The organism is Sphingobium sp. B2D3A (genome assembly GCF_025961795.1).
In the GTDB taxonomy this organism is placed as follows: Bacteria; Pseudomonadota; Alphaproteobacteria; order Sphingomonadales; family Sphingomonadaceae; genus Sphingobium.
In genome coordinates this window covers 919,151-942,594 of sequence record NZ_JAOQOI010000001.1, presented here as the reverse complement: position 1 = coordinate 942,594, position 23,444 = coordinate 919,151, and the positions used below count along the sequence as shown (strand labels likewise).

At 65.4% G+C, this 23,444-nt stretch carries 22 protein-coding genes; 7 read left to right on the top strand and 15 right to left on the bottom strand.

Annotated features, from left to right (window positions below; genetic code table 11):
- Positions 1–60 precede the first annotated feature (60 nt).
- From M2337_RS04405 to M2337_RS04395, 3 genes are read right to left on the bottom strand one after another with little or no spacing between them, the layout of a single operon-like run.
- Positions 61–1,590 (bottom strand): DHA2 family efflux MFS transporter permease subunit, encoded by a 1,530-nt coding sequence (locus M2337_RS04405; RefSeq protein ID WP_264571831.1) that lies wholly within the window; start codon positions 1,588–1,590, stop codon positions 61–63.
- Between the two features lie 27 nt (positions 1,591–1,617).
- Positions 1,618–2,772 (bottom strand): HlyD family efflux transporter periplasmic adaptor subunit, encoded by a 1,155-nt coding sequence (locus tag M2337_RS04400; protein WP_264571830.1) that lies wholly within the window; start codon positions 2,770–2,772, stop codon positions 1,618–1,620.
- The gene (locus M2337_RS04395; protein ID WP_264571829.1) at positions 2,765–4,237 is read right to left on the bottom strand and encodes an efflux transporter outer membrane subunit; all 1,473 of its coding nucleotides are present in this window, start codon (positions 4,235–4,237) and stop codon (positions 2,765–2,767) included. Before M2337_RS04395 ends, M2337_RS04400 begins: the two co-directional genes overlap by 8 nt.
- Before the next feature lie 89 nt (positions 4,238–4,326).
- Here M2337_RS04395 and M2337_RS04390 point away from each other — a divergent pair, with 89 nt between their 5' ends.
- Positions 4,327–4,965, top strand: a complete 639-nt coding sequence (locus M2337_RS04390) for a TetR/AcrR family transcriptional regulator (protein ID WP_264571828.1) — start codon at positions 4,327–4,329, stop codon at positions 4,963–4,965.
- 92 nt (positions 4,966–5,057) lie between these two features.
- Positions 5,058–6,176 carry an alanine dehydrogenase gene (ald, locus tag M2337_RS04385; RefSeq protein WP_264571827.1) on the top strand — a complete coding sequence of 373 codons (1,119 nt, stop codon included), beginning with the start codon at positions 5,058–5,060 and terminating at the stop codon, positions 6,174–6,176.
- On the opposite strand, the gene M2337_RS04380 is transcribed toward ald, so the two are convergent.
- Complete coding sequence (locus M2337_RS04380; RefSeq protein WP_264571826.1) at positions 6,173–7,096, bottom strand: hypothetical protein; 924 nt, start codon at positions 7,094–7,096, stop codon at positions 6,173–6,175. The genes ald and M2337_RS04380 overlap by 4 nt on opposite strands.
- A 2-nt stretch (positions 7,097–7,098) precedes the next feature.
- Positions 7,099–8,106: an aldo/keto reductase gene (locus M2337_RS04375; protein ID WP_264571825.1), complete on the bottom strand. Its 1,008-nt coding sequence runs from the start codon at positions 8,104–8,106 to the stop codon at positions 7,099–7,101.
- Positions 8,107–8,272: 166 nt separating this feature from the next.
- Here M2337_RS04375 and M2337_RS04370 point away from each other — a divergent pair, with 166 nt between their 5' ends.
- The 4 genes from M2337_RS04370 (at position 8,273) to M2337_RS04355 (ending at position 12,186) form a co-directional block, all read left to right on the top strand.
- Positions 8,273–8,833, top strand: a complete 561-nt coding sequence (locus tag M2337_RS04370) for a nuclear transport factor 2 family protein (protein ID WP_264571824.1) — start codon at positions 8,273–8,275, stop codon at positions 8,831–8,833.
- Complete coding sequence (locus M2337_RS04365; RefSeq protein WP_264571823.1) at positions 8,830–9,321, top strand: nuclear transport factor 2 family protein; 492 nt, start codon at positions 8,830–8,832, stop codon at positions 9,319–9,321. The genes M2337_RS04370 and M2337_RS04365 overlap by 4 nt, the downstream gene beginning before the upstream one ends.
- A 132-nt stretch (positions 9,322–9,453) precedes the next feature.
- Positions 9,454–9,630: a YezD family protein gene (locus tag M2337_RS04360; RefSeq protein WP_264571822.1), complete on the top strand. Its 177-nt coding sequence runs from the start codon at positions 9,454–9,456 to the stop codon at positions 9,628–9,630.
- 105 nt (positions 9,631–9,735) lie between these two features.
- The gene (locus tag M2337_RS04355) at positions 9,736–12,186 is read left to right on the top strand and encodes a TonB-dependent receptor (RefSeq protein ID WP_264571821.1); all 2,451 of its coding nucleotides are present in this window, start codon (positions 9,736–9,738) and stop codon (positions 12,184–12,186) included.
- Between the two features lie 149 nt (positions 12,187–12,335).
- On the opposite strand, the gene M2337_RS04350 is transcribed toward M2337_RS04355, so the two are convergent.
- The gene (locus M2337_RS04350) at positions 12,336–13,802 is read right to left on the bottom strand and encodes a carotenoid oxygenase family protein (protein ID WP_264571820.1); all 1,467 of its coding nucleotides are present in this window, start codon (positions 13,800–13,802) and stop codon (positions 12,336–12,338) included.
- 216 nt (positions 13,803–14,018) lie between these two features.
- Here M2337_RS04350 and M2337_RS04345 point away from each other — a divergent pair, with 216 nt between their 5' ends.
- Entirely contained in the window at positions 14,019–16,310 is a 2,292-nt protein-coding gene (locus M2337_RS04345) for a S8 family serine peptidase (RefSeq protein ID WP_264571819.1), read from the top strand.
- 156 nt (positions 16,311–16,466) lie between these two features.
- Here the strand turns inward: M2337_RS04345 and M2337_RS04340 are convergent, their stop codons facing one another.
- From M2337_RS04340 to M2337_RS04300, 9 genes are all read right to left on the bottom strand, one after another.
- Positions 16,467–16,826: a HesB/IscA family protein gene (locus tag M2337_RS04340; RefSeq protein ID WP_181558414.1), complete on the bottom strand. Its 360-nt coding sequence runs from the start codon at positions 16,824–16,826 to the stop codon at positions 16,467–16,469.
- Positions 16,827–16,944: 118 nt separating this feature from the next.
- A complete protein-coding gene (locus M2337_RS04335) occupies positions 16,945–17,442 on the bottom strand; it encodes an SUF system Fe-S cluster assembly protein (protein ID WP_181558413.1) in 498 nt (165 codons plus the stop codon).
- The gene (locus tag M2337_RS04330) at positions 17,439–18,650 is read right to left on the bottom strand and encodes a cysteine desulfurase (RefSeq protein ID WP_264572351.1); all 1,212 of its coding nucleotides are present in this window, start codon (positions 18,648–18,650) and stop codon (positions 17,439–17,441) included. Before M2337_RS04330 ends, M2337_RS04335 begins: the two co-directional genes overlap by 4 nt.
- 301 nt (positions 18,651–18,951) lie before the next feature.
- Entirely contained in the window at positions 18,952–19,704 is a 753-nt protein-coding gene (locus M2337_RS04325) for a SufD family Fe-S cluster assembly protein (RefSeq protein ID WP_264572350.1), read from the bottom strand.
- On the bottom strand, positions 19,704–20,048 hold the full coding sequence (locus M2337_RS04320; RefSeq protein ID WP_264571818.1) for a hypothetical protein: 345 nt from the start codon (positions 20,046–20,048) through the stop codon (positions 19,704–19,706). Before M2337_RS04320 ends, M2337_RS04325 begins: the two co-directional genes overlap by 1 nt.
- Positions 20,045–20,791, bottom strand: a complete 747-nt coding sequence (gene sufC / locus M2337_RS04315; protein ID WP_264571817.1) for a Fe-S cluster assembly ATPase SufC — start codon at positions 20,789–20,791, stop codon at positions 20,045–20,047. The genes M2337_RS04320 and sufC overlap by 4 nt, the downstream gene beginning before the upstream one ends.
- Positions 20,791–21,258 (bottom strand): hypothetical protein, encoded by a 468-nt coding sequence (locus M2337_RS04310; RefSeq protein ID WP_264571816.1) that lies wholly within the window; start codon positions 21,256–21,258, stop codon positions 20,791–20,793. Before M2337_RS04310 ends, sufC begins: the two co-directional genes overlap by 1 nt.
- Positions 21,259–21,411: 153 nt before the next feature.
- Entirely contained in the window at positions 21,412–22,899 is a 1,488-nt protein-coding gene (gene sufB / locus M2337_RS04305; protein ID WP_181558409.1) for a Fe-S cluster assembly protein SufB, read from the bottom strand.
- Positions 22,896–23,384 (bottom strand): RrF2 family transcriptional regulator, encoded by a 489-nt coding sequence (locus tag M2337_RS04300; protein WP_181558408.1) that lies wholly within the window; start codon positions 23,382–23,384, stop codon positions 22,896–22,898. The genes sufB and M2337_RS04300 overlap by 4 nt, the downstream gene beginning before the upstream one ends.
- Between the last annotated feature and the right edge of the window lie 60 nt (positions 23,385–23,444).

The following is a 23,444-nucleotide window of genomic DNA, read 5'->3' as shown; positions in this document are numbered from 1 at the left end:
AACCAGCTTGGAATGAGGCACCCTCGGTCCGCTCGATATCGAGTCGGCTGAGGGCACCCATCAATGCGCCGCGCCCGGATCGACGGCCCTTTTCGGCCGGGGCGCAAACCATACCGCTGCGGCAGCGAACACGAAGGCGGCCGCGGACAGCAGGAACATGTGGTTGATCGCCACCGTCAGGCTTTCCTGCTGGACGGTCTGCTCGATCATCCCGCGCACCTGATCGAGCGAGAAGCCGGCGCCTTGCAGCGCCTCGCGCGTCGCCTCGCTGTTCATGGCGCCGACCATCTCGCTGCGCGCCGTCACAGCACTATTGGCCCACATGGTCGTCGCGACGGAGGTGCCGATGGCGCCGGCCATCGTGCGCAGGAAGCTCATCACGCCTGCGGCCGACGCGGTCTCGTCCGGGTCTACCGCCGAGAGCGCAATCGTGGTGAGCGGAATGAAGAAGAAGGGCATCCCAATGCCTTGCATCAGCTGCGGAAAGGCCAGCGTCCAGAAGTCCGCACCCGACGTCCAGTGTGCGCGCAGCAGCGACGTGAGCCCGAGCCACAGGATGCCGAATGTCACCAAAATGCGCGGATCGACCTTGTTGGTGAGCTTGCCGACGATGGGCGACATGATGACGGCAGCCACGCCCATGAAGGCGGTCACATAGCCCGCATCGGTGGCGGTATAGCCAAGGTCGGTCTGCAGCCATTGCGGGATGAGCACCACCGCCGAGAACATCGTCCCGAAGGCGAGCGACAGGCTGAGCACCGCTGCGGAAAAGCCGCGATGCCGGAACACCCGCAGATTGACGATGGGCTGCGCCTCGGTCAGCTCCCAGGCGAGGAACAGCGCGAAGCCGATCAGCGCGATGATCGCCAGGATCACGATCTTGCTGTCCCCGAACCAATCATGCTCGCGGCCGATGTCGAGGATGATCTGCAGCGCGCCGATCCACAGGATCAGCAGTGCCAGCCCGATCGTGTCGACACGCATCTTCTCGGTCCTGGTCTCCGCGTGGCGCAGGAAGCGAGTCGCGCCATAAGCGCAGAGCGCGGCGACCGGAATATTGATGAAGAAAATCCAGTGCCAGGACCAGCTATCGCTGATGGTTCCCCCCAGGATAGGGCCGAGAATCGGCGCGATCACGGTGGTCATCGCCCACAAGCCCATCGCCTGCCCGCGCAGATGCTTGGGGAAGATGCGCATCAGCAGGGTCTGGCTGAGCGGCATCAGCGGCCCGCCGCACAACCCCTGCCCGATGCGGAAGGCGACCAGCATCCCGAGGCTGCTCGAAAGGCCGCAGAGCACCGAGAAGATGCCAAAGCCAATCATGCCGAAGGTGAAGGTGCGCACGGTGCCGAAACGCCCCGCAAGCCAGCCGGTCAGCGGCACGCAGATCGCTTCCGCCACCGCATAGGACGTAATGATCCATGTGCCCTGCGAGGCCGAGATGCCGAGCGAGCCGGCGATGTGCGCCACCGAGACATTGGCGATCGTCGTGTCCAGCACGATCATGAAATTGCTGAGCGCGAGCACCGCGCCGGCAATCACCAGCGCAGCGCCCGAGAGCGGCGTGAAATCATCCGCTTTGCTGGCCATGCCTGTGCCCTTCCTATCCGGTCGCACTCAATGCGCCGATGTATCGACCTCGGCGGTCATCGAGAGCCCGACCCGCAGCGGATGCGCGGCCAGCTCCTTGGCGTCGAGCGCGACGCGCACTGGCAGGCGCTGCACCACCTTGATCCAGTTGCCCGTCGCATTCTGGGCGGGGATCAGCGCGAAGGCCGATCCGGTGCCACCCGAAAAGCCGACGACACGGCCATGATATTCGACGCTGCCGCCATAGAGATCGGACACCAGTGTGACGGGCTGGCCCGGCTTCACCTTGGTGAGCTGGCTCTCCTTGAAATTGGCATCGACATAGACCTGACCGACCGGAACCACGCGCATCACCGTCGCGCCGGGCGCGATGCGCTGGCCGACCTGCACGGTCCGGTTGGCGATGACGCCATCGATGGGTGCGCGGATGACGGTTCGCTCAAGATCGAGCTCGGCCTGCCGCACTTTCGCCTTTGCGGCGAGCACATCCGGATTGGTCTCCACGGTGCTGCCCTGAATCAACGCATCATTGGCGGCGAGATTGCCCGCGGCAACCCCGCGCGACGCGCTGGCCTGCGCCATGGCGGCCTTGGCCTGCTCCAGCGCCGCGCGCGCGCTGGCCAGCGCATTGGTCGCCGCCGTCAGTTCATCACCGGAGACCGCACCGTTGGCCGAGAGCGCCTTGCGCCGGCTATAATCCACCTGCGCCTTCTCGAACGAGGCCTGCGCCGCGACGAGTTGGGCCTGCGTGCTGCGAATGTCCGCGCCCCGGGCCAGAACCTGATCGGACAGCGCGTTACTGGTCGCGCTCGCCTGCCCGAACTGGCGGCGCGCCTTGGCCAGCTCGGCCTGTGCGGTGGCGAGGGCAATCTGCGCATCGCGATCGTCGAGCCGGACAAGGATATCGCCCGCCTTCACGCTGTCCGTGTCCGTCTTGAGCACGGCGGCGACTTGCCCGCCGACCATGGGGGTGATCTGCGCGGTATCCGCGCCGACATAGGCATTGTCGGTCTCGACATAATGGCTGCCGATGGCGGCATACCATCCGCCATAGCCGATGCCCGCGAGCAGAACCGCGCCGGCAATGGCGAGCAAGGCCGTCTTGCGCCGACTGCGGGAGGGCGCAGCGTCCGACGTTTGCGTTGCAGTAGCCGCGGGGAAGTGAGGGTCAGCTTCAGCCATGGGTAGCATCCTTGGTGGGCATCATGTGGGCAGCCGTGCCCGTATCGGTAAATCCGCCGCCGAGCGCACGGACGAGTGCGACGTCGAGCGTGAAGGCCCGCGCCTGAAGATCAGCCACGATGCGCTTGGCCTGCAGCGCACGGTCCTGCGCGGTCAGCACATCGAGAAAGGTGGAGAGCCCACCCTCGTAACGCTGCGTGGCAATCGCATAAGCCGCTTCGAAATCCGCGAGCGACTTGCGCGATTGGTCGAGCTGAACGGCAAGCGCGCGCTGGCTGACGACGGCATCTGCGACGGCGCGATAGGCGTCGGTCACTGTCCGGTCGTAGCTCGCCACGGCCTCGTCATAGCCGGCGCGGGCGCCTTTATATTGCCCTTGCAGCGCGCCGCCGCGAAAGATCGGCAGGGTGATCGCCGGACCGACACTGCCATAGTCGGAGCCGCTCTTGAACAGGTTGGACAGCCCGAGCGACTGAAAGCCGAAGATCGCGGACAGGTTGATAGCCGGATAGAAATCGGCACGGGCAACCTTGATGCGGCTCGCCTCGGCCTCCACCCGCACACGCGCGGCGGCAATGTCGGGCCGGCGACCGACCAGATCGGTGGTGACATTCTCGGGAATGCCCCGCGCCGCGATGGTCACCGCCGGCGGCATGATCGCCAGACCGCGATCGGGGCCGGCGCCGAGCAGGGCCGCCAGCCGGTTGCGAGCCAGTCCGATCTGCTCATCCGTCGCGGCGAGATCGCTGCGGGCGGCGGGCACGGCGGCGCTGGCCTGCTTGAGCTCTGCCTGAGTATCGAGGCCGGAGGTCACGCGATCGCTCACCAGGCCCTGCGTCTTCTCGCGCACCTCCAGCGCCGTCTGCAGCACCGCTCGCTGCGCGTACAGCCGCGCCAGATCGGCATAGGCATCCGCGACATTTGTGGAGAGCATCAGCGCTGCCTGCTGATAATCGAGCTGCGCCGCCTCGGCATCCGAGCGGGCAGCGGCATAGGCCGCGCGATTGCGACCCCAGAGGTCAAGATCGAAGCCGAGCGCGGCGTGGACATTGCCCGAGCTGTTCCAGCCCTGCGGCACGAAGGCCGGCGGAATGCCGTTATTATAGCTTTGCTTGGCAGCGGAGCCGCCGGCCGACACATCGAGCGAGGGTGAGCGGGCTGCGCCGGACTGCTGGGCGATCGCCTCGGCTCGGCGGACGCGCGCTAACGCGACCGCGAGATCCGGCGATCCGGCCAGCGCCTCCTGAATCAGCCCGTCAAGTTGCGGGTCGCCATAGCTGGTCCACCAATCCGCCTTGACCCAAGGCGCGCCCGGGGCGGTGGGAGTCAGGCTCTGGCTCGCCGCGTAATGATCGGCCGGCGCGATCGCCGGTGCCGGTCCCATATGGGGGACGGCCGCGCAGCCGGGGAGAGCCAGCATCGCGAGCAGGGCACCAGCGCGTCGAGACAGGAAAGTCGTGGCCATGAGTCGAAAACCGTACTGTTGGGTACAGTCAGCGCTCTGATCCTCATCGACGGGGTTGTCAACAGAAAACTGTACTGTATAGTACGGTTATGGAGCAGGATACCGAAACACTCCCCGTCACCCGCCGGGAAAGCCGCAAGCAGGACCGTCGGCAGGCCATTGTCGACGCTGCGCGCACCTCGTTTCTGGAGCATGGTTATGCCGGCACGTCGATGTCCGGCCTGCTCAAGACGCTTGGCGGCTCCAAAGCGACGTTGTGGGGCTATTTCCGATCCAAGGAAGACCTGTTCGCGGCAGTCGTTGAGGAAGTCAGCCTGCAGTTTCGCGCCGAGATTCAGGATGTGCTGGCAACGAAAGCCGATCTTGAGTGCACCCTCATCGCCTTCTGTCGCGCCTTCCTGCGCAAGATCACGTCGCCGGACGGCCAGGCCACCTGGCGGCTGGTCGTTGCGGAGAGTGGGCGCTTTCCCGAGGTCGGCAAGATTTTCCACGAGCGGGCTGCGCGGCCCGTCCAAGGCGCATTGCAGGCTTTCTTTGCCCGGCAGGTCGCCAGCGGCGCGCTGATCGAGGAAGACCCCGCAGTCATGGTGGAAGCCCTGATGGGCCTTTGCATCGGCCAGCACATGCGGGCGATCTGGGGATTCGAGCGACTGAACGACGCCGAGATTGACGTCTATGCACTCCGCTTCACGCACATCTTCATGCGGGCCTACGCGCGGGGCACCTGAGATCCGGGCGGCGCATCGTCGCCCCCGCGCGACCCGCCGCCTCATTGTCTCCAACACATCCTCTCCTATGTGCAGAAGACAGGAGAAATTCGATGCGCATCGGGACAGTCAGGGAAATCAAGAACCACGAATATCGTGTCGGCCTCACCCCGGAGAGCGTGCGGGAACTGGTGGCGCATGGCCATGAAGTCTGGGTCGAACAGGCCGCCGGTTTGGGCATCGGCAGCAGCGATGAGGATTATCGCGCCGCCGGTGCGATCATTCAGCCTGATGCGCGGACGGTGTTCGGGCAGTGCGAGATGGTCGTCAAGGTCAAGGAGCCGCAGGCAGAGGAGCGCGCGATGCTTTGGCCCGGGCAGATCCTCTACACCTATCTCCATCTCGCCCCCGATGCCGCCCAGACTGCCGATTTGGTTCGCTCCGGCGTGACGGCCATCGCCTATGAAACGGTGACCGGGCCCAACGGCACGCTGCCCTTGCTCAAACCGATGAGCCAGGTGGCCGGGCGGATGAGCATACAGGCCGGCGCGACCGCGCTTGAGAAGGCGCATGGCGGGCGCGGCGTTCTGCTCGGCGGCGTGCCGGGCGTCCTGCCGGCCAAGGTGGTCATTCTCGGGGGCGGCGTGGTCGGCTTCAATGCCGCGCAGATGGCCACAGGATTGGGCGCCGACGTGACGATTCTCGACCGCAACCCGGATGTTCTGGAGCGTCTCGGCACCCACTTCGAGGGGCGCGCGAAGACCCGCTTCTCGGGCCGCGCGGCGCTTGCGGAAAGCCTTGTCGATGCGGATCTGGTGATCGGCGCGGTGCTGGTACCCGGCGCCACTGCGCCAAAGCTGGTCTCACGCGACATGCTCTCGTCCATGAAGAGCGGCGCAGTGCTCGTCGATGTCGCGATCGATCAGGGCGGCTGTTTCGAGACCAGCCGGCCCACCACCCATGCCGAGCCGACCTTCATCGTGGACGGCATCGTGCATTATTGCGTCGCCAACATGCCCGGTGCCGTCGCGCGGACGAGCACCTACGCGCTAAACAACGTCACCCTGCCCCATGCGCTCAGCATCGCCGATCTCGGCTGGCGCGCCGCGCTTGCCCGTGATCCGCATCTGGCCAATGGCCTCAATGTCCATGCCGGCAAGGTCACCTGCCCCGCCGTCGCGGAGGCGCTGGGTTATGAGGTGGAGCCGGTGAAGGCCGTGCTCGGGCTCTAGATCCCGGAAACGCTCGGCCCCTCGCCAAAGGGCATCAACGGGTTGACGGCCAGCACATCGGCCAGCGGTCTGCCATCGCTGAGCCGCCGGAACAGCGCATAGGCAATCCAGCGCGCACGACCATCGACATTCGGCGCGCCGCGCCCTGCCAGATGATCGCTGATCCGCACGGTGCGCGTCTCCAGCGAGATGCGCGTCAGCCCGGTCCGGTTCTCCACCCCGACATGAGCGTGCTGCGCCGAAAAGGCGATGATCTCGCCCGGCGCGATCAGCACCGGCATGCCCTGGGCGGCATCGATGGGGACGAGCGGGCGCGGCGCCATGCGCCCGCGATCGGCCGAGGCACTGCCGGTGCGCCGCCGGGCCATCGCTTCGGCGAGATCGAAATCGACGCTGTCATTGGGGATCGGCCGGTCGAACAATTCGGGCAGAAACGCGAAGGTCCGCCCGCTTGTGATCGGCCAGACCGGCGCCCACCAGTTGACCTGCGCCGCCAGATTGGTGCCCCAACTATCGCGATGGAAGCCGACCGTCGCGGTACTGCGCGCGTTGTGCGGCTGGTTATCCGCCGGCACGGGCGGCTGGAAGCGCAGCAGCAGCCGGTCCCGCGCCAAATCCTCGGCCTGCAATCCCACCGCCTCGAACAGCGCGCGCCATAAGTGCTTGGCTTGCGCGTCATTGGAGAAGGCGCGCTGCACGGCGTCCAGCGTTTCCGCCAGCGCCACCCTGTCCAGCGCCTCGTGAATGCGCTCCGGATCGTGGGGGGCGAGGTGCTGCTCCGCGAAGGCGCGGGCATGATCCGCCAGAGCGCGCATTGCCGGAAGCACCCCGAAGCGGACGATATCGCCGCGATAGAGCTGGTCATGCAGCGCATCGACCGATACCGCCGGGGCCGCGTAGATATCCGCCGCAGCGGCCATGCTCAGTCCCGCACCTGCCGGCCCTCGATGGGATAGGCCGGATCGGTATAGCCATGGGTGGAGGCATAACCGGGAGCCACCAACGCGTCGGCAAAGGCCTCGTCCTCGGGGCCCATCGGCACGCTCAGCGCATCGAGATAGGCATCCCACTGCGCCTCGGTGCGCGGACCGGCAATCGCGGCGCTGACGAAGCGGTTGCGCAGCACCCAGGCCAAAGCGAAGGCGACGGTGCTCACGCCCTTGGCGGCGGCATGGGCATTCACCGCCTCAGCAATGGCCAGCGATTCGGTGCGCCACTCGGTCTGCTTGAGACGGACATCGCCCCGCGCGGCGCGAGAGTCCGCCGGCGGCGGCCCGTCACCGGCATATTTGCCGCTCAGCACGCCCCGGGCCAACGGGCTGTAGGGCACCACGCCCAGGCCATAATGGCCGGCGGCGGGCATCTGCTCCACCTCAACGAGGCGATCGACCATATTATAGAGCGGCTGACTGGCGATCGGCCGATCCATGCCGATGGCGTCCGCCGCGCGGCAGATCTCGGCAATGCGCCAGCCGCGAAAGTTCGACACGCCATAATAACGCAGCTTCCCCTGCGCGATTAGATCGTCGATCGCCCGCAGGCCTTCCTCGAAGGGTGCGTGAGGATCGGCCTTATGGAAATAAAGGAGGTCGATATAATCGGTGCCCAGCCGCTTGAGGCTCGCCTCGACATCCTGCACGATCCATTTGCGCGACTGCCCGCCCTCATTCGGCCCCTTCCCGAAGGCATGGCCGAATTTGGTGGCGACGACCCAATGATGCCGATGGTCGCGGATCGCCCGGCCCACCACTTCCTCCGACTGGCCGCCATTATAGCCATCGGCGGTGTCGAGAAAATTGATGCCTTGATCCCGCGCCTTGTGGATGATCCGCGTTGCCGTGGGCTCGTCCGTCGCGCCGCCGAACATCATGGTCCCAAGGCAAAGCGGCGACACCTTGAGGGCGCTGCGTCCTAGATAGCGATAGTCCATAGTCCCTCTCCTCTCCCTCTAACACGATCGTGCGATTGGCAATCGCTACCATGCTAAGCAATCGCCGTCAGCCTTGAGGACAGCGCATCCATTCAAATTTCCATCTTCGGCCATTAGCCTCCGCTCGATGATGCCCGGCAAGGGCGCATAGAACAGGGAGAGTGCGATGCGTGATGCAATTATAGCTGCAGGCCTACTGGCCATGGCCGGACTGAGCGGGCCGAGCCTCGCGGAGACGCCAAAAGCGCCGCTCACCGTCGAGCAACGGCTGCAGCGGGTGGAGGATGAGCTGGCGATCCGGCGCATCATCGTCGATTATGCCGCCACGCAGGATGCCCGCGACTATGCGGCCTATGCGAATCTGTTTGCCACCGATGGCGAATGGGCGAACGGCAAGGCCGTCCACAAGGGGCGCGCGACAATCCGCCAGCTGCTCGTCAACCTCTACGGCACGCCGCCCGCGGGCTTCGTGAACAACGAGAACTATCACCTCACGTCCAACATCCAGATCGACATCGACGGTGACCGGGCGACCGCGCACTCGCGCCACCTGCTCATCTGGCGCGGCCCGAATGGCGAGCCGGTCCCGGCGCTCGCGGGCCGTTATGAGGACGAATTCATCCGCGAGAATGGCGAATGGAAGATCCGGCGCCGCGTCGATTATCCGGTGATGCCGACGGCCGAGGAATGGATGAAGGTCGTCCGCGCGCGTCAGGCCGCGCAATGATCGCGTTGCGCCCCATCGCCGCGATCGCGCTGCTCGCCGGCGCCGCTCTCCCCGCCAGCGCCCAGCGCGACGAGACAGCTGATCGCGCCGCCATCCACGCCCTGCTCGTCGCTTATGGCAGCACGCTCGACGCGCGCGACTTCGCGGGGTTCGGGCGACTGTTCGGTAAGGATGGCATCTATGCTGCCGGCGGTAGCGCAGAAGCGCGGGGGCCGGCCGCCGGCGAGATGATGCGTAAGGTCTTCGCCGGCAATGCCATGGGCTTTGCAGAGCCGAATTATCACCTGTTCTTCAACGAGGTCGTGACCTTCACCGGCTCGGACAGCGCCAGGGCGACGTCCATGTCCCTCTACGTCGTGCCGGATGAGCGGAACCGGCCCACGCCCATGCTCATGGCCGCCTATGAGGACGATCTGGTGCGGGAGGACGGCCGCTGGGTCTTCGCACGCCGGTCTGTGAAGGGGCTCATGCCTGCACGCCGACCTTAGCGAAGATTGGGCGGCCCAGGAGGAAGCTGCTGTTCCTCGCGGAAAAGCAAATGTTCATCGCAATCCTATTGTCAATATAACCGATTGAGTTAAGTTTACGCCTCCGACCCGGCAAAACAGGAGGAACGGCCGATGTCCACACCCACGCCCCATTCCGCTGCCCAGAGCGGGGACGATCCCCATGGCAGCGCGCTTTCTCTGATTCGGCAGCATCTTGACCGCCTCAAATTCGGCGCCGTGCATCTGACTGTGCACGAAGGCCGCCTCGTCCAGATCGAGGTGACCGAGAAGACCAGGCTGACCGCCTAACCCTTTCCGACGGGCCGCCTGGCCGCCCGCGCGATAACAGACCCATAGCATGATGCTGACCGGACCACTGGAGGCATCCCTTTTTTCAAACAAGGGGATTTCACCATGGTCAACAGACCGCTTCTTTCGCTGAGCGCGCTCGCCGCAGCTCTTCTCTTTCATGGCACCGCACAAGCGGACGAAACCGCAGGCGCAGCGCCCGCGACCGGCTCCCACAGCACGGCCGCCCCGCATGAAGACCGCAGCGCCCCGCAGGATATCGTGGTGACGGCGCGCCGGCGCTCCGAAACCTCGCAGGAAATCCCCATTGCCGTCTCCGTGGTCGGCGGCGCCCAGCTCGACAGCACCGGCGCCTTCAATGTCGGCCGTCTCCAGCAGCTTGCGCCCACGCTGCAATTCTATTCCTCGAACCCGCGCAACACGGCCGTGAACATCCGCGGCATCGGCGTGCCCTTCGGCCTCACCAGCGACGGCTTCGAGCAGGGGGTCGGTATTTATGTCGATGACGTCTATTATTCGCGCGTGGCCTCGGCCACCTTCGACTTTCTCGACGTTGCGCAGATTGAAGTGCTGCGCGGGCCGCAGGGCACGCTTTACGGCAAGAACACAACCGCCGGCGCGATCAATATCACCACCAACCAGCCGACCTTCGATTTTGAGGGCAAAGCGGAGGTCAGCGTGGGCAGCCTGAACTTCAAGCAGGCCAAGGCCGCCATTTCCGGCCCGCTCTCGGATACACTGGCCGCGCGTATCGCCGTCTCCAGCACCAGCCGGCGCGGCACGATCTATAATGTCACGACCGACCGGTGGATTCAGAGCCAGGACAATATCGGCCTGCGCGGGCAGTTGCTCTGGAAGCCCACCGATACCTTCAGCGCCACCCTTGTTGGCGACTATAGCGAGCAGGATGCAGCCTGCTGCGGCTCGGTGTTCGTGCGCACGGGCGCCACCCAGCGCCCGCTCAATCGCCAGTTCGCCGCCTTGGCTGCCGCGCAGAACTACACGCCACCCAGCCTCAATGGCTTTGACCGCCTGACCGATCTCGATGCCAGCCTCAATGCCGGCAACGTCATCGGCGGCGTCGCCCTGCGGTTGAAATGGGATGTCGGCCCCGGCACGCTGACTTCCGTGACTGCCTGGCGCAGCTGGAACTGGAAGCCGGAGAACGACCGCGATTTCACGGGCCTGCCGATCGTCACGCTCTCCCAGAACCCCTCCCAGCAGGATCAGTACACGCAGGAACTGCGCTACAATTACAGCGGCAAGCAGTTCGATTTCGTCCTCGGCGCCTTTGCGTTCAACCAGCGGATCGACACGCAGGGGACCGAGCAGCATGGTTCGGCATCCAGCCGCTGGACGCTGAACCCGACCAGTGCGCTCGCCAGCAACCCGGCGGTGCTGAACGGGCTGACCGCGCGCAACACGCAATATCTCAAGAGCACCAGCCTGGCGCTGTTCGGCCAGCTCGCGTGGAAGGCCACCGACGCGCTGACCATCCAGCCAGGCCTGCGCCTCAACTATGACAAGAAGGAAGGCTTCTACCAGCGCCGCGTCTTCGATGGGCAGGGTGTGGAAATCTTCGCGACGGACACGGGCACTGTGCGTGCGGCGCAGCTCGGTGTCTTTACCCCGCAGCTCAGCGCGCCGGAGGCCAGCGACTGGAACTTCAGCTACGACCTCACAGTGAGCTACCGCGTCGCCCCGGACATCCTGACCTATGCGACCTATGCCAAGACCTTCAAGACGGTCGGCATCAACCAGAACGGCCTGCCCACCGATGCCGCCGGCAATCCGATCCTCGCCGCCGGGCAGATCCGGCCCGAGCAGGTCCAGCATTTCGAGGCCGGCATCAAGGCGCAGTTCTGGGATCGCCGCGCGACGCTCAACCTCTCGGCCTTCCGCACGGACATCAAGGACTATCAGGCCACGGTGAACAACGGCCAGTTCGGGGTGCTGCGCGGTTACCTCGCCAATGCCGACAAGGTCCGCTCGCAAGGCGTGGAGGTCGACTTCTCGGTGCGCCCGAGCCAGCGCTTCAATGCCTATGTGAATGGCGCCTACACGGACGCGACCTATCGGCGCTTCGTCGACGCGCCCTGCCCGCCGGAGCTTTCTGGCGGCACGGCGGCCGGGAGCAATGCGCCGAGCGTGCCGGGCACGCCCGGTGGCTTCAGCCCGGCCAATTGCGACATCTCCGGCCAGCGCCTGCCGGGCGTCTCCAAGTGGGCGCTCTCCTTCGGCGCGGAAGGCAATGTGCCGGCAACGCTGCTGGGCCAGACCGGCGAGGTGTATCTCGGCTACGACGGCAGCTATCGTTCCAACTTCTCGTCCAACGCCTCGCCCTCGGCCTATACCTGGATCGATGGCTACAGCCTGTCGAACGTCCGGCTGGGCTTCCGGACGGATACCGGCCTCGACATCTTCGGATGGGTGCGGAATGCTTTTAACGAGAACTATTACGAGCAGCTGTTCGTCGGCCCCGGCAATACCGGCCTGATCGCCGGCCTGCCCGGCGACCCGCGCACCTGGGGCGCGACGGTGAAGGTCTCGTTCTAGTCACGCGGCGGGGGAGGGCTGACCATGCCCTTCCCCGTTCGTGTCGAGCGAAGTCGAGACACACCCAGCGCATTCCCCCGTGTCTCGACTTCGCTCGACACGAACGGGGTGTTGGAACGGACGCTTTTAGAGGGAGTGCAACCTCGCCCTCAAATCCCCGCCAGCTGCGCCCCAGTCGACCAATTACCGTGCAACCCCTGCCGGATACGCACCGGTAGCTTAGCCCGGGCGATCGGCCCTTCATCGACATGCTGGGCATCGAAGAAGCACAGCTCCGAATAATTGGTCACGTGATTGTCGACCAGCGCGATGACATAGCCATCGCCTTCCGGCGCATCCGCCGATTTCGGAACGAAGCAGGGCTCCTGGATGCCACATTGCGGCCCGGGCCACCAGCTCTTGGTGCTCCCGGTCGCCAGATCGATATGAGCCAGGCTGTTGATCATGCCGACGAACGGCCCGCCCGGCCCTTCATAGGGTTTCTCGCGATCCATCACGAGCATCCAGCCATGGCGATAAGCCTGCGTGGCGTAGCGGTCATCGATCCGGGGGAACTCGTCGGCGAGATTGGTCAGCTTCTCGATGCTCTCGAACTCGTCACTGTTGGACGCCATGTCGACGCTCCAGCGGCTGAGATAGCCGAGCCCCGCAATCGGGTCGAACGGCGCGCCGTGAATATCCGGGAAGAAGGGGAAGCTGTTGTTGGCGGCGACCGGATGATCGAAGTAGATCCGCGTGCCCTCGTTGAACGCATTCATCACATGCCCCACGAAGCAGTTGGACGGCGCCTTGAACCAGCGCATATCCGCTGCCGTGGCGCCGGCCTGCCGGGGTAGCACGGCAAGCCAGACCGGCTGGGTGGTATCGAACCCGAAATAGGGCAGGCGCTTTTCCAGCCGCTCCATACTGGTGAGCAGCGGCATGACCGAGAAGACCGCATAATCTTCCGTCACGCCGAAATCGTGCATCATGCACAGATATTTGTTCTGGAAGGGAATCTCGAACAGCAGCTCACCGGTTGGCGAGATTTCCATATAGCTCATGTCATGGGTCATCGGCCCTTTGGACATGTAGGAGAAGGCGCACATATTGCCGGTGGCCGGGTCGATCTTCGGATGGGCGCAGAAGGTCTTGCTGTCGATCCGCCCGCCGAAGTCGGTGTAGCCATGGGTCTCCAGCGTGTTCGGGTCCATGAGCAGGCAGGGGCTGTCCTCCTTCATGGCGTAGAGCTTGCCGGCATGGACCAGCACATTGGTGTTGGCGGTGCCGCGAATCTGCCCTTCGACGCTCGGATCGTCGGTCAGGTGATTGCGGTACATGCCGAACAGCGACTTGCCGGCCTTGTTCTCCAGCTTCCACTTGTCGGTCTGCGCATAACGCTGGCGGAAATCGACCTTGCCATCCTTGACCCGGAACATGCTGACCATGCCGTCGCCATTGAAGAACTGGTCGTCCTCGAATTTGGGTGCGAACTGATTGTCCGGGTGGACGCGGTGGAAGGCGCCATCCAGATCAGCGGGGACTTCCCCCTCGATCTCGACGTCGTGAATGTCGCCCTGCAAACGGAGCGGGCGAAGTGTACCGGTGAAACCGAACGTGTTGGGGAAATGGGCCATGCGTCGCTCTCCTCGATTCTCTCTCTCGCGCCTGATCTACCGGCCCGCGCGTCTGCAGAAATTGATCGAGCGCAATCCACGCCTGGATCATCTCGTCGCCTGATTGGATAGGCTGGCAACCGCCCCCTCGCAGCCCTGTTTTTGCGAAACAGCCCGTTAACCAGGCGCCGCTAGTGTCGCAGCGCGCATCGTCGCGCGGACGGGGAACCTGCAATCATGCGGCATGTGATCGCTTTTGGCTCGGTAGTGGCGCTGCTGACGCTGGCCGGCTGCGGGGGTGGCGGCGGCGCGCTCAATTCGACGCCCACACCCTCACCCGCCCCGGCTCCCACACCGACCCCAACTCCGGCCCCGGCACCCACGCCCGCGCCGACACCCAGCACGGTCAATTACGACACCAGCGAATACCGCAATTCCTCCGGCCTGCCTTATCATGGCGCGATCACTGCCTATCAGGCGGGCGCCAGCGGCGCGGGTGTGACGGTCGGCGTGGTGGACAGCGGCCTGTCGGATCCGACCGGCGAGTTCACCGGCCGGATCAGCGCCGCCTCCGCCGACTTTGCCGGCAACAGCAGCTACACGGATGTGGAGGGCCATGGCACGGCAGTCTCGGCGGTGCTGGCCGCCGGACGCAACAACCGGCGCGTGATGGGCATGGCCTGGGGCGCGACCGTGATGGCGCTGCGGACCGACGACCAGTCCGACTGCGATGCCGATGGCTGCAAGCACAGCACCACGGCCATTGCCAACGCCATCGACCATGCCAGGATCAATGGCGCACGGATCATCAACGTCTCGCTCGGGGGCGGCGCGGCTCCCAATTATCTGCTGCAGGCGGTGAAGCGCGCCACCCAGGCCGGCATCATCATTGTCATTTCCGCCGGCAATAACGAGGACGGCCAGCCCATGATGGCCGCGCCGGACGAGCTGGCGCAATCCTTTGCCAACCCGGCCTACAGCAACGGCCTCGTCATCATCGCGCCATCGGTAAACAGCAATGATACGGTGAGCAGCTTCTCGGCCGGTGTGGCCGGCTTCGAGAGCGTGAGCATCGCCGCGCTCGGCAGTCGCGTCCTGTCCTTCGACCACGCCGGCACCGACTATCTCTACTCCGGCACGTCGTTTGCAGCGCCGCAGGTGGCCGGCGCCGCTGCGCTGCTGGCGGATGCCTTCCCCAATCTCACCAGCGCGCAGATCGTTGCGCTGCTCAAGAACAGCGCGCGCGATGTCGGCGCGCCGGGCGCGGATGCGCGCTATGGCGTGGGCATATTGGATATTGCCAAGGCCTTCCAGCCTGTCGGCGCGCTCAGCATGGCCGGCACACAGATCGCGCTCTCACCCCTTTCGACCAGCATACTGTCCGCACCGATGGGCGACGCCGCGCCTGCCGCGCTGGCTGCGGTTGCGCTGGACGATTATCAGCGCGCCTATCGGGTGGACCTGACCCCGCGCTTCGCTCGCCCTGCACCGCGCCGGGAGTTCGCCGCCGCGCTCGACACCGCCCAGCGCCATCTCAACCTCGGGACGCCGGCGCTCAGCCTTTCGCTCAATCTCCGCCCGACGGTCGAGGCCGCCACCACCCGCGACCCCTTCGCGTTCCGTCAGTCGGACGAGGCCCGCACCCGGCTGCTCTCCGGTACGCTGAGCGCGCAGATCGCGCCCCACGCGCGCGTGATGTTTGGCCTGCGGACGGGCATCGCCGCCCTGGAACAACGCCTCGCCGACCGTGCCGGCCCCAGCTTCCTGATGGCGGATCATGGCTTCGATGCCGATCAGGCCGATCGGCAGGCGCAAGCCGCCCTCACCGTCTCGCAGCAGCTGTCACCGGCGCTGACCATCATCGGCGGGTTCGAGCGGGGCGATATGCAACGTGCCGCTCTCGCGGATGCCGAGCAGTGGCGCGCCACGCCCTATCATGCGGCGTCGCTCTCGTTCGATTATCAGCGCGGGGCGATCGGCCTCACTGCCGGGATGACGATGCTGGACGAGCAGGCCACGCTGCTCGGCGCCCGCTTCTCCGCCAATTTCGGCGCGCAGTCGGCGCGCAGCCTGTTTACGCGGTTGGGTGCGCGCGCCGACCTGCCGGGCGCCGTCCGCCTCTCGGCCAACTGGCAGCGCGGCTGGACCCGCGCCGCGGCCGGCGGAGCCTTGCGCGAAGGCGGATCGCTGGTCAGCCAAAGCTGGTCGGCCGATCTGGCCCGTGGCGATCTCTTCGCGCCCGGCGATCTGCTGGGTCTGCGCATCTCCCAGCCGCTGCGCGTCATCGCCAGCCGCTTCACGCTGATCGTACCGCAGACCTGGGACTGGGAGCAGGAAATGGCGACCGACGCGCGCGTACCGCTCAACCTTGTGCCGCGCGGCCGCCAGCGCGATTATGAGCTGAGCTATGGGCGCGGCATCGGCCCCGGCTGGCTGGGCGCCAACCTCTTCCTGCGCGAGCAGGGCAGCAACATCGCGGCCATACCCGATGAACTGGGCATCGCCCTGCGTTGGTCGGTAGGGTTCTGAGGCTCGACTGCTGCCGAATGGCGGGCTAGCCAAACCGAGAGCCTACCTATTCCCGTCATTCCCGCGCACGCGGGAATCCAGAACCCAGCCGAACTGCGATTGCGCCCCTGGATTCCCGCGTGCGCGGGAATGACGAGAGGGGAGAACTGCCCGCCTTCAGACGGTGAAGCTTTCGCCGCAGCCGCAGGCGCCCTTGGCGTTGGGATTGTTGAACACGAAGCCGGCGGTGAAATCGTCTTCCACCCAGTCCATGGTCGAGCCGATGAGGTAGAGCACCGAGGCGGCATCGATGAAGAACAGGCCGCCGGGCGTCTCGATGCGCTCATCGAACGGCGCGACCTCGCTCACATAGTCGACGGAATAGGCCAGCCCCGAGCAGCCCCGGCGCGGCGTGGAGAGCTTGACGCCCATCGTGCCCTCAGGCGCCTTGGCCATCAGGTCCGCGACGCGCTGCTCGGCGGCCGGCGTCAGCGTAACGGCGGCAGGCAGAGGGCGCTTGGTGGTGGTCGTGGTCATCAGTCTCACTCTCACTCAATGTCCGTGCAGTCTTCAAAAGAAGAACCCTTCGACAAGCTCAGGGCGAACGGACAAGAATTGTTCCCAACTCGCCAAAAGGTCTCCTTTTGGCGAAGCGTTACAGCATCCCCAGTTCCAGCTTGGCTTCATCGCTCATCTTCTGCGGGTCCCACGGTGGGTCCCAGACGAGATTGACGTCCACCAGCCCGACGCCGGGCACCGATCCCACGCGCATTTCCACTTCGCCCGGCATCGATTCTGCGACCGGGCAATGCGGCGTCGTCAGCGTCATGGTCACGGCGACATGATTGTCCTCGCCCACCTCGACCCCGTAGATCAGCCCGAGATCGTAGATGTTCACGGGGATTTCCGGATCGAAGATGCTCTTGAGCGCATCGATCACCGCATCATAGGTCGCGCCGCCCGGCTCACCGGCGGGCGCATCGCTGGGCTTCTGGGCGAGAAAGCCCTCCAGATAGTCGCGCTTGCGGGCGACCTTGTCCGAGGCGTTTTCCGCAACGCCGGAAGCATCCTCCACCACATCGCTCACGCGAGCGCGCGGCGGCGGAGCGACGCCTTCGACTTCCTCGGTCCTGATTCTGCTCTCGTCATTCATCCGAATATCGTCCTGACCCGATCGAGGCCACGCAGCAGCGCCTCGATATCGCTTTCATCATTGTAAATCCCGAAGCTGGCCCTCGCCGTCGCCTCGACGCCAAGATGCGCCATGAGCGGCTGTGCGCAGTGATGGCCCGCGCGGATCGCCACGCCGCTCTCATCCAAGATAGTGCCGATGTCGTGGGGATGAACCCCCTCCATCACGAAAGACACGATTCCCGCCGCATCCTCAGGCCCGAGCAGGCGGATGGTGTTGATGCCGCGCAACGCCTCGCGCGTGCGGGCGACCAGTGCATCCTCATGGGCAGCCATGCGATCGAGCCCGATCGCCTCGACATAATCGATTGCCGCCGCCAGCCCGATCGTCTCGATGATCGCGGGCGTGCCTGCCTCGAACCGCGCCGGGGGCGGTGCATAAGTGGTGCGCGCGAAGGTCACCTTGTCGATCATTGCGCCGCCGCCATGATAAGGCGGCATGGCCTCGAGGATTGCGCCCCGCGCCCACAGCACGCCGATGCCGGTTGGGCCGTACAACTTGTGGCCGGAGAAGAGATAGAAATCGCATCCCAGCGCCTGCACATCGATGGCGAGACGCGGTGCGGCCTGACAGCCATCGACCAGCAGCAGCGCCCCGGCGCCATGGGCAATCTCCGCCGCGCGCCGCACGTCCAGCACGCTGCCGAGCACATTGGAGACATGCGCAAGTGCCACGAGCTTGTGCTCCGGGCGGAGCATCGCCGCCATGGCATCCAGATCGATGCGACCATCCGGCGTCAGCGGCACGACGTCGATTTGCGCACCGGTCCGCTGCGCAATGAGCTGCCAGGGCACGATATTGCTGTGATGCTCGAGCGTCGAGAGCAGGATGCGGTCGCCGGCCTTGAGATTGGCGCCGCCCCAACTCTGCGCGACGAGATTGATCCCCTCGGTCGCGCCGCGCACGAACACGATCTCATTCTCGCTCGGCGCGTTGATGAACTCCGCCACGCGACGGCGCGCGGCCTCGAAGGCCAGCGTCATATCCGCCGAGCGGGCGTAAACGCCGCGATGGACCGTGGCATAGTCTGCGCCCATTGCCCGCACCGTGGCGTCGATCACCGCCTGCGGCTTCTGTGCCGTGGCGGCGGTATCGAGATAGTGCCAGGGCTTGCCGTCAGCGGTGACGAGGCCGGGGAAATCGGTGCGGCGGCTGTGGAGCGCGTTCATGGTTGCGGCGGAGGGTGTCTCGACTTCGCTCGACACGAACGGGGTCTTGGTCGTCATCACGCCGATAACTCCAAATAGAGCGCGCGAGCGCGAACCCGAGGCCGGAATAACCCGATCACGCCCACCCTCCCGTTCGTGTCGAGCGAAGTCGAGACACACCCAGCACTGTCCCTTCCCGTGCTCCTGCGAAGGCAGGAGCCCAGGGCGGCAAGGGCAGCCGGTTGCGCCCTAGGCTCCTGCCTTCGCAGGAGCACGGGGATGGCAGAGGTCAGCGAACCATTCAGAAGAGCAGCACGCCCCATCATCCCAGCGCCTCCAGCCTAGCCCGCGCCACGGTCGCGAACCGCTCGCGCTCGGCCTCGTCGGCCATGTCGTCGAACAGCCCGGCGATGAAGGCTTCGAGCAACAGCGCCTTGGCGCTTGTCGGATCGATCCCGCGCGAAGCCATGTAGAACAGGGCAGCGGCATCAAGCTGGCCGATGCTGGCGCCATGGGCGCACTTCACGTCATCGGCGAAGATCTCCAGCTCCGGCTTGGCATTGGCCGTGGCGGTACGGCCGAGCAGCATCGCCTTGAAGCTCTGCGCGGCATCGGTCTTCTGTGCATCGCGCGCGACGCGGATCTGCCCGAGATAATTGGTCGTCGCCTTGCCCGCCGCGATCGCCCGCACGGTCTGTGCACTGGTCGCTTCCGGCTCAGCATGGTTGAGCGTGGTCACCAGTTCGATGGTCTGCGCGGCGCCACCGATCAACGCCGCCTTCAGCTCGAAATGCGCATGGCGCGCCATCGTCACGTCGAAGGTGACCCGCCCCAGCGTGCCGCCGCTGTTCAGCAGATGGACGTTGAGCGTCCCGCCCGCGCCGATCTCGACCAAATGATCGCGCACGATGCTCTCGCCGTCCGCGCCATCCTGCAGCAGCGCCAGCGTGCGCACTTCGCCGGGCGCGACGACGATCCGCTCGGGGGCGCCCACGGGCCAGACCTGCGCCGCGGCATCGAGGTCGCTATAGCGCCAGGCCTCGTTGCGGCGCGTGGGGAGCGTTGCCGATGCCATCATGCGCCGCCTCTCGCCCGCTCGGTCGACAGATACTCGCGAATGCGCGCGACCAACGAGGGCCGGGCCTTGTCCACACAGGCACGCACCTCGTCCTGCGTCGCCTTGCCCTTGCGCACGCATTGCGTGGTGGCCTTGCACAGCGCCGCGTCGAGCTTGCGCACGCCGGTCGATTCACTCAATCCGCAATGATATTTGCCCGCCGCGTCCCGGGTGACGCCCACCTGGACGCCGCGCAGGCGCTGCGCGATGACGGTGATCTCGTCGGCGGGCGTGGCCTCGCTCGGCACTGGCGGCGCGACAACCGGGCTCTGCGCGAGCATCAAGGCAGCAATCAAAATCATGCGGCGACCACCTCGGCATAGCCGTCCTTCTCCAGCGCCAGCGCCAGTTCCGGTCCGCCCGATTTCACGATGCGGCCGGCGGCGAGCACGTGCACGAAGTCCGGCTGCACATAATCGAGCAGGCGCTGATAATGGGTGATGAGCAGCACGGCCTTGTCCGGCGCGCGCATGATCGCGTTGATCCCTGCGCCCACGGTCTTGAGCGCATCGATATCGAGGCCGGAATCGGTCTCGTCGAGAATCGCCAGCTTGGGGTCCAATATGCCCATATGGACCATCTCGGCGCGCTTCTTCTCGCCGCCGGAAAAGCCCACATTCACCGGGCGCTTGAGCATCTCCATGTCCATGCCGAGCAGCGCCGCCTTCTCGCGCGCCAGCCGCAGGAAATCGGCGGCGGACAGCGGCTCTTCACCGCGGACGCGGCGCTGGCTGTTCAGCGCCTCGCGCAGGAACTGGACATTGGAAACGCCAGGAATCTCGACCGGATATTGGAAGCCGAGGAACAAGCCGGCTGCGGCGCGCTCATGCGGCTCCATGTCGAGCAGATCGGCACCGTTGAACGAGACGCTGCCCTGCGTGGCTTCATAACCGGGCCGACCGCCAAGCGTATAGGCCAGCGTGGACTTGCCCGCGCCGTTCGGCCCCATGATCGCGTGGATCTCGCCCGCATTGATCGAGAGGCTAAGGCCCTTGAGGATGGCCTTGCCGTCGATTTCGGTGTGGAGATTGTCGATGGTCAGCATCAGCGCGCGCCTTCCTGCTCGTGCTGGCGGATGAGCGTGCGGGCCGTCCAGAAGGCCATGTCGCGCACGTCGCCGGGGGCGGGAAACAGCGTGTCGATGTGCCGCTTGATCGGCATATAGGGCCACCAGTCGGCGCCCGGCTCCGGCGCGCCCTTTTCCAGCAAGCCAACGACGAACTCGCTCACCGGCCCCATGCGCGCGAGATTGGGCGCCTTGGCCTTGTGGAACGCCTTGTCCGTCCGCAGCCGCTCGGTGAACGTCGCATCGCCCTTGGCCAGCGCCTCGCGGCACTGCGCCTGATAGGCATCGAGATCGCCGAAATCCTGGACGGCACGCGGCTGAAGCTCGCCCTCTTCCAGTTCGTAATCCTCGGTCAGGATGCGGATCGCCGCCGTCCACGACTGGCCATTGCCGACATCTTCCGCGAAATCGGCGAGGGCATCCTGGATATCGTCTTCGTCGCTCAAAAGTCTCGTTCCTGTAAAAGCCCGCTCAGGGAGAGGGAGTTTAATGTTCATCGCTCCGGACTTGATCCGGGGTCCAGCTGCCGTTCGGCGCCGTGCCGTAAGAAGCGGGATGCCGGATCAGGTCCTGCATGACGTGGGAGGACAGGGCAGAGGTCACCCCACCGAACCTTCCAACGAAATCCCGAGCAGCTTCTGTGCTTCCACCGCGAATTCCATCGGCAGTTGCTGGAGCACATCCTTCGCGAAGCCGTTGACGATCAGGCTCACCGCCGCTTCCTGATCCAGCCCGCGCTGCAGGGCGTAGAAGAGCTGATCGTCGCTGATCTTGCTCGTCGTCGCCTCATGCTCGACGATGGCGCTCGGGTTCTTCACCTCGATATAGGGCACGGTGTGGGCGCCGCACTGGTCACCCAGCAGCAGCGAATCGCACTGGGTGAAGTTGCGCGCGCCTTCCGCATTGGCGCTCATCCGCACAAGGCCGCGATAGGTGCCGTTGGACTTGCCGGCGCTGATGCCCTTGGAGACGATCGTCGAACGGGTGTTCTTGCCGTTGTGGATCATCTTGGTGCCGGTATCGGCCTGCTGGCGATTGTTGGTCACCGCCACCGAGTAGAACTCGCCGACGCTGTTCTCGCCGTTCAGCACGCAGCTGGGATATTTCCACGTGATCGCGCTGCCGGTTTCCACCTGCGTCCAGCTCACCTTGCTGTTGCGCCCCTGGCAGAGCGCGCGCTTGGTGACGAAATTGTAGATGCCGCCCTTGCCCTCAGCATCGCCGGGATACCAGTTCTGCACGGTCGAATATTTGATCTCGGCATCATCGAGCGCGACCAGCTCGACCACTGCAGCGTGGAGCTGGTTCTCGTCGCGCTGCGGGGCGGTGCAGCCTTCCAGATAGGAGACATAGCTGCCCTTGTCCGCGACGATCAGCGTGCGCTCGAACTGGCCGGTATTCTCGGCATTGATCCGGAAATAGGTGGAGAGCTCCATCGGGCAGCGGACGCCCTCCGGAATGTAGACAAAGGTGCCATCCGAGAAGACCGCGCAGTTCAATGTGGCGAAGTAGTTGTCATGCATCGGCACGACCTTGCCCAGCCACTTCTTCACCAGCTCGGGGAACTCGCGGATCGCCTCGCTGATCGAGCGGAAGATGACGCCGGCTTCCTCCAGTTCCTTGCGGAAGGTGGTCGCAACGGAAACGCTGTCGAACACAGCATCCACAGCAACCCGGCGCGCGCCCGCGACATTGGCGAGCACCTTCTGCTCCTCGATGGGGATGCCGAGCTTCTCGTAAGTCCGGCGGATTTCCGGATCGAGCTCGTCCAGGCTGCCCAGTTCGACCTTTTTTTTGGGCGCCGCATAATAATAGGCGTCCTGATAATCGATCGGCGGCACGTTGAGCTTCGCCCAATCCGGCGAGTCCATCGTCAGCCAATGGCGATAGGCCTTGAGGCGCCACTCCAGCATCCATTCCGGCTCGTTCTTCTTGGCCGAGATGAAGCGGACAGTGTCCTCGCTCAGGCCCTTGGGCGCGAACTCCTGCTCGATGTCCGAACTGAAGCCCCACTCATAGTCGCTCACCTTCTTGGCGGCGGCGAGCGCATCTTCATTCTTGGGGCGGGTATCGACCGGGGCAGTCATTGCACGGACTCCATGGCGGTTGCGCTTGCAGGGCCAGTCAGGCCCGGAGGCGAGAAAGCCGCAACCGGCAGCGTTTCAGGGGAAGCGATGAGATGGGCCAGCGTGACATGCGCCAGCGCATCGCGGACCAGCGCGTTGACGCCGATCCAGTGCGGGCGGATGTCACAGGGCTGCGAGAGGGCGCAGCATTCCGCCCCGTGCGGCTCGAGGCAGCCAGTGAGCGCGATCGGGCCATCCACCGCCTCGATGATGTCGGCCAGCGTGATCGCCGCTGCCGGGCGCGCCAGCTTGATGCCGCCGCCGCTGCCGCGCGTCGCCTTGATCAGTCCGGCCCGTCCGAGCAGGCTCGCAAGCTTCTGTCCCGTCGGCACCGGAATGCCGGCCTTGACCGAGAGGCTCGCCGCATTCGCACGCGCGCCACCGCACTGCGAGGCGGCGGTCCGCATCATCAGCACGGCATAATCGGCAAGGCTCGACAGGCGCATGTTTGCAAACGACTCTCAAATCGGAGTAAATCGGTCTGATTGCGCAAATGGGCCCACGCT

Coding starts and splice junctions, on each gene's coding strand:
- M2337_RS04405 (WP_264571831.1), bottom strand. CDS start 1,590: ATGGCCAGCAAAGCGGATGATTTCACGCCGCTCTCGGGCGCTGCGCTG.
- M2337_RS04400 (WP_264571830.1), bottom strand. CDS start 2,772: ATGGCTGAAGCTGACCCTCACTTCCCCGCGGCTACTGCAACGCAAACG.
- M2337_RS04395 (WP_264571829.1), bottom strand. CDS start 4,237: ATGGCCACGACTTTCCTGTCTCGACGCGCTGGTGCCCTGCTCGCGATG.
- M2337_RS04390 (WP_264571828.1), top strand. CDS start 4,327: ATGGAGCAGGATACCGAAACACTCCCCGTCACCCGCCGGGAAAGCCGC.
- ald (WP_264571827.1), top strand. CDS start 5,058: ATGCGCATCGGGACAGTCAGGGAAATCAAGAACCACGAATATCGTGTC.
- M2337_RS04380 (WP_264571826.1), bottom strand. CDS start 7,096: ATGGCCGCTGCGGCGGATATCTACGCGGCCCCGGCGGTATCGGTCGAT.
- M2337_RS04375 (WP_264571825.1), bottom strand. CDS start 8,106: ATGGACTATCGCTATCTAGGACGCAGCGCCCTCAAGGTGTCGCCGCTT.
- M2337_RS04370 (WP_264571824.1), top strand. CDS start 8,273: ATGCGTGATGCAATTATAGCTGCAGGCCTACTGGCCATGGCCGGACTG.
- M2337_RS04365 (WP_264571823.1), top strand. CDS start 8,830: ATGATCGCGTTGCGCCCCATCGCCGCGATCGCGCTGCTCGCCGGCGCC.
- M2337_RS04360 (WP_264571822.1), top strand. CDS start 9,454: ATGTCCACACCCACGCCCCATTCCGCTGCCCAGAGCGGGGACGATCCC.
- M2337_RS04355 (WP_264571821.1), top strand. CDS start 9,736: ATGGTCAACAGACCGCTTCTTTCGCTGAGCGCGCTCGCCGCAGCTCTT.
- M2337_RS04350 (WP_264571820.1), bottom strand. CDS start 13,802: ATGGCCCATTTCCCCAACACGTTCGGTTTCACCGGTACACTTCGCCCG.
- M2337_RS04345 (WP_264571819.1), top strand. CDS start 14,019: ATGCGGCATGTGATCGCTTTTGGCTCGGTAGTGGCGCTGCTGACGCTG.
- M2337_RS04340 (WP_181558414.1), bottom strand. CDS start 16,826: ATGACCACGACCACCACCAAGCGCCCTCTGCCTGCCGCCGTTACGCTG.
- M2337_RS04335 (WP_181558413.1), bottom strand. CDS start 17,442: ATGAATGACGAGAGCAGAATCAGGACCGAGGAAGTCGAAGGCGTCGCT.
- M2337_RS04330 (WP_264572351.1), bottom strand. CDS start 18,650: ATGAACGCGCTCCACAGCCGCCGCACCGATTTCCCCGGCCTCGTCACC.
- M2337_RS04325 (WP_264572350.1), bottom strand. CDS start 19,704: ATGGCATCGGCAACGCTCCCCACGCGCCGCAACGAGGCCTGGCGCTAT.
- M2337_RS04320 (WP_264571818.1), bottom strand. CDS start 20,048: ATGATTTTGATTGCTGCCTTGATGCTCGCGCAGAGCCCGGTTGTCGCG.
- sufC (WP_264571817.1), bottom strand. CDS start 20,791: ATGCTGACCATCGACAATCTCCACACCGAAATCGACGGCAAGGCCATC.
- sufB (WP_181558409.1), bottom strand. CDS start 22,899: ATGACTGCCCCGGTCGATACCCGCCCCAAGAATGAAGATGCGCTCGCC.
- M2337_RS04300 (WP_181558408.1), bottom strand. CDS start 23,384: ATGCGCCTGTCGAGCCTTGCCGATTATGCCGTGCTGATGATGCGGACC.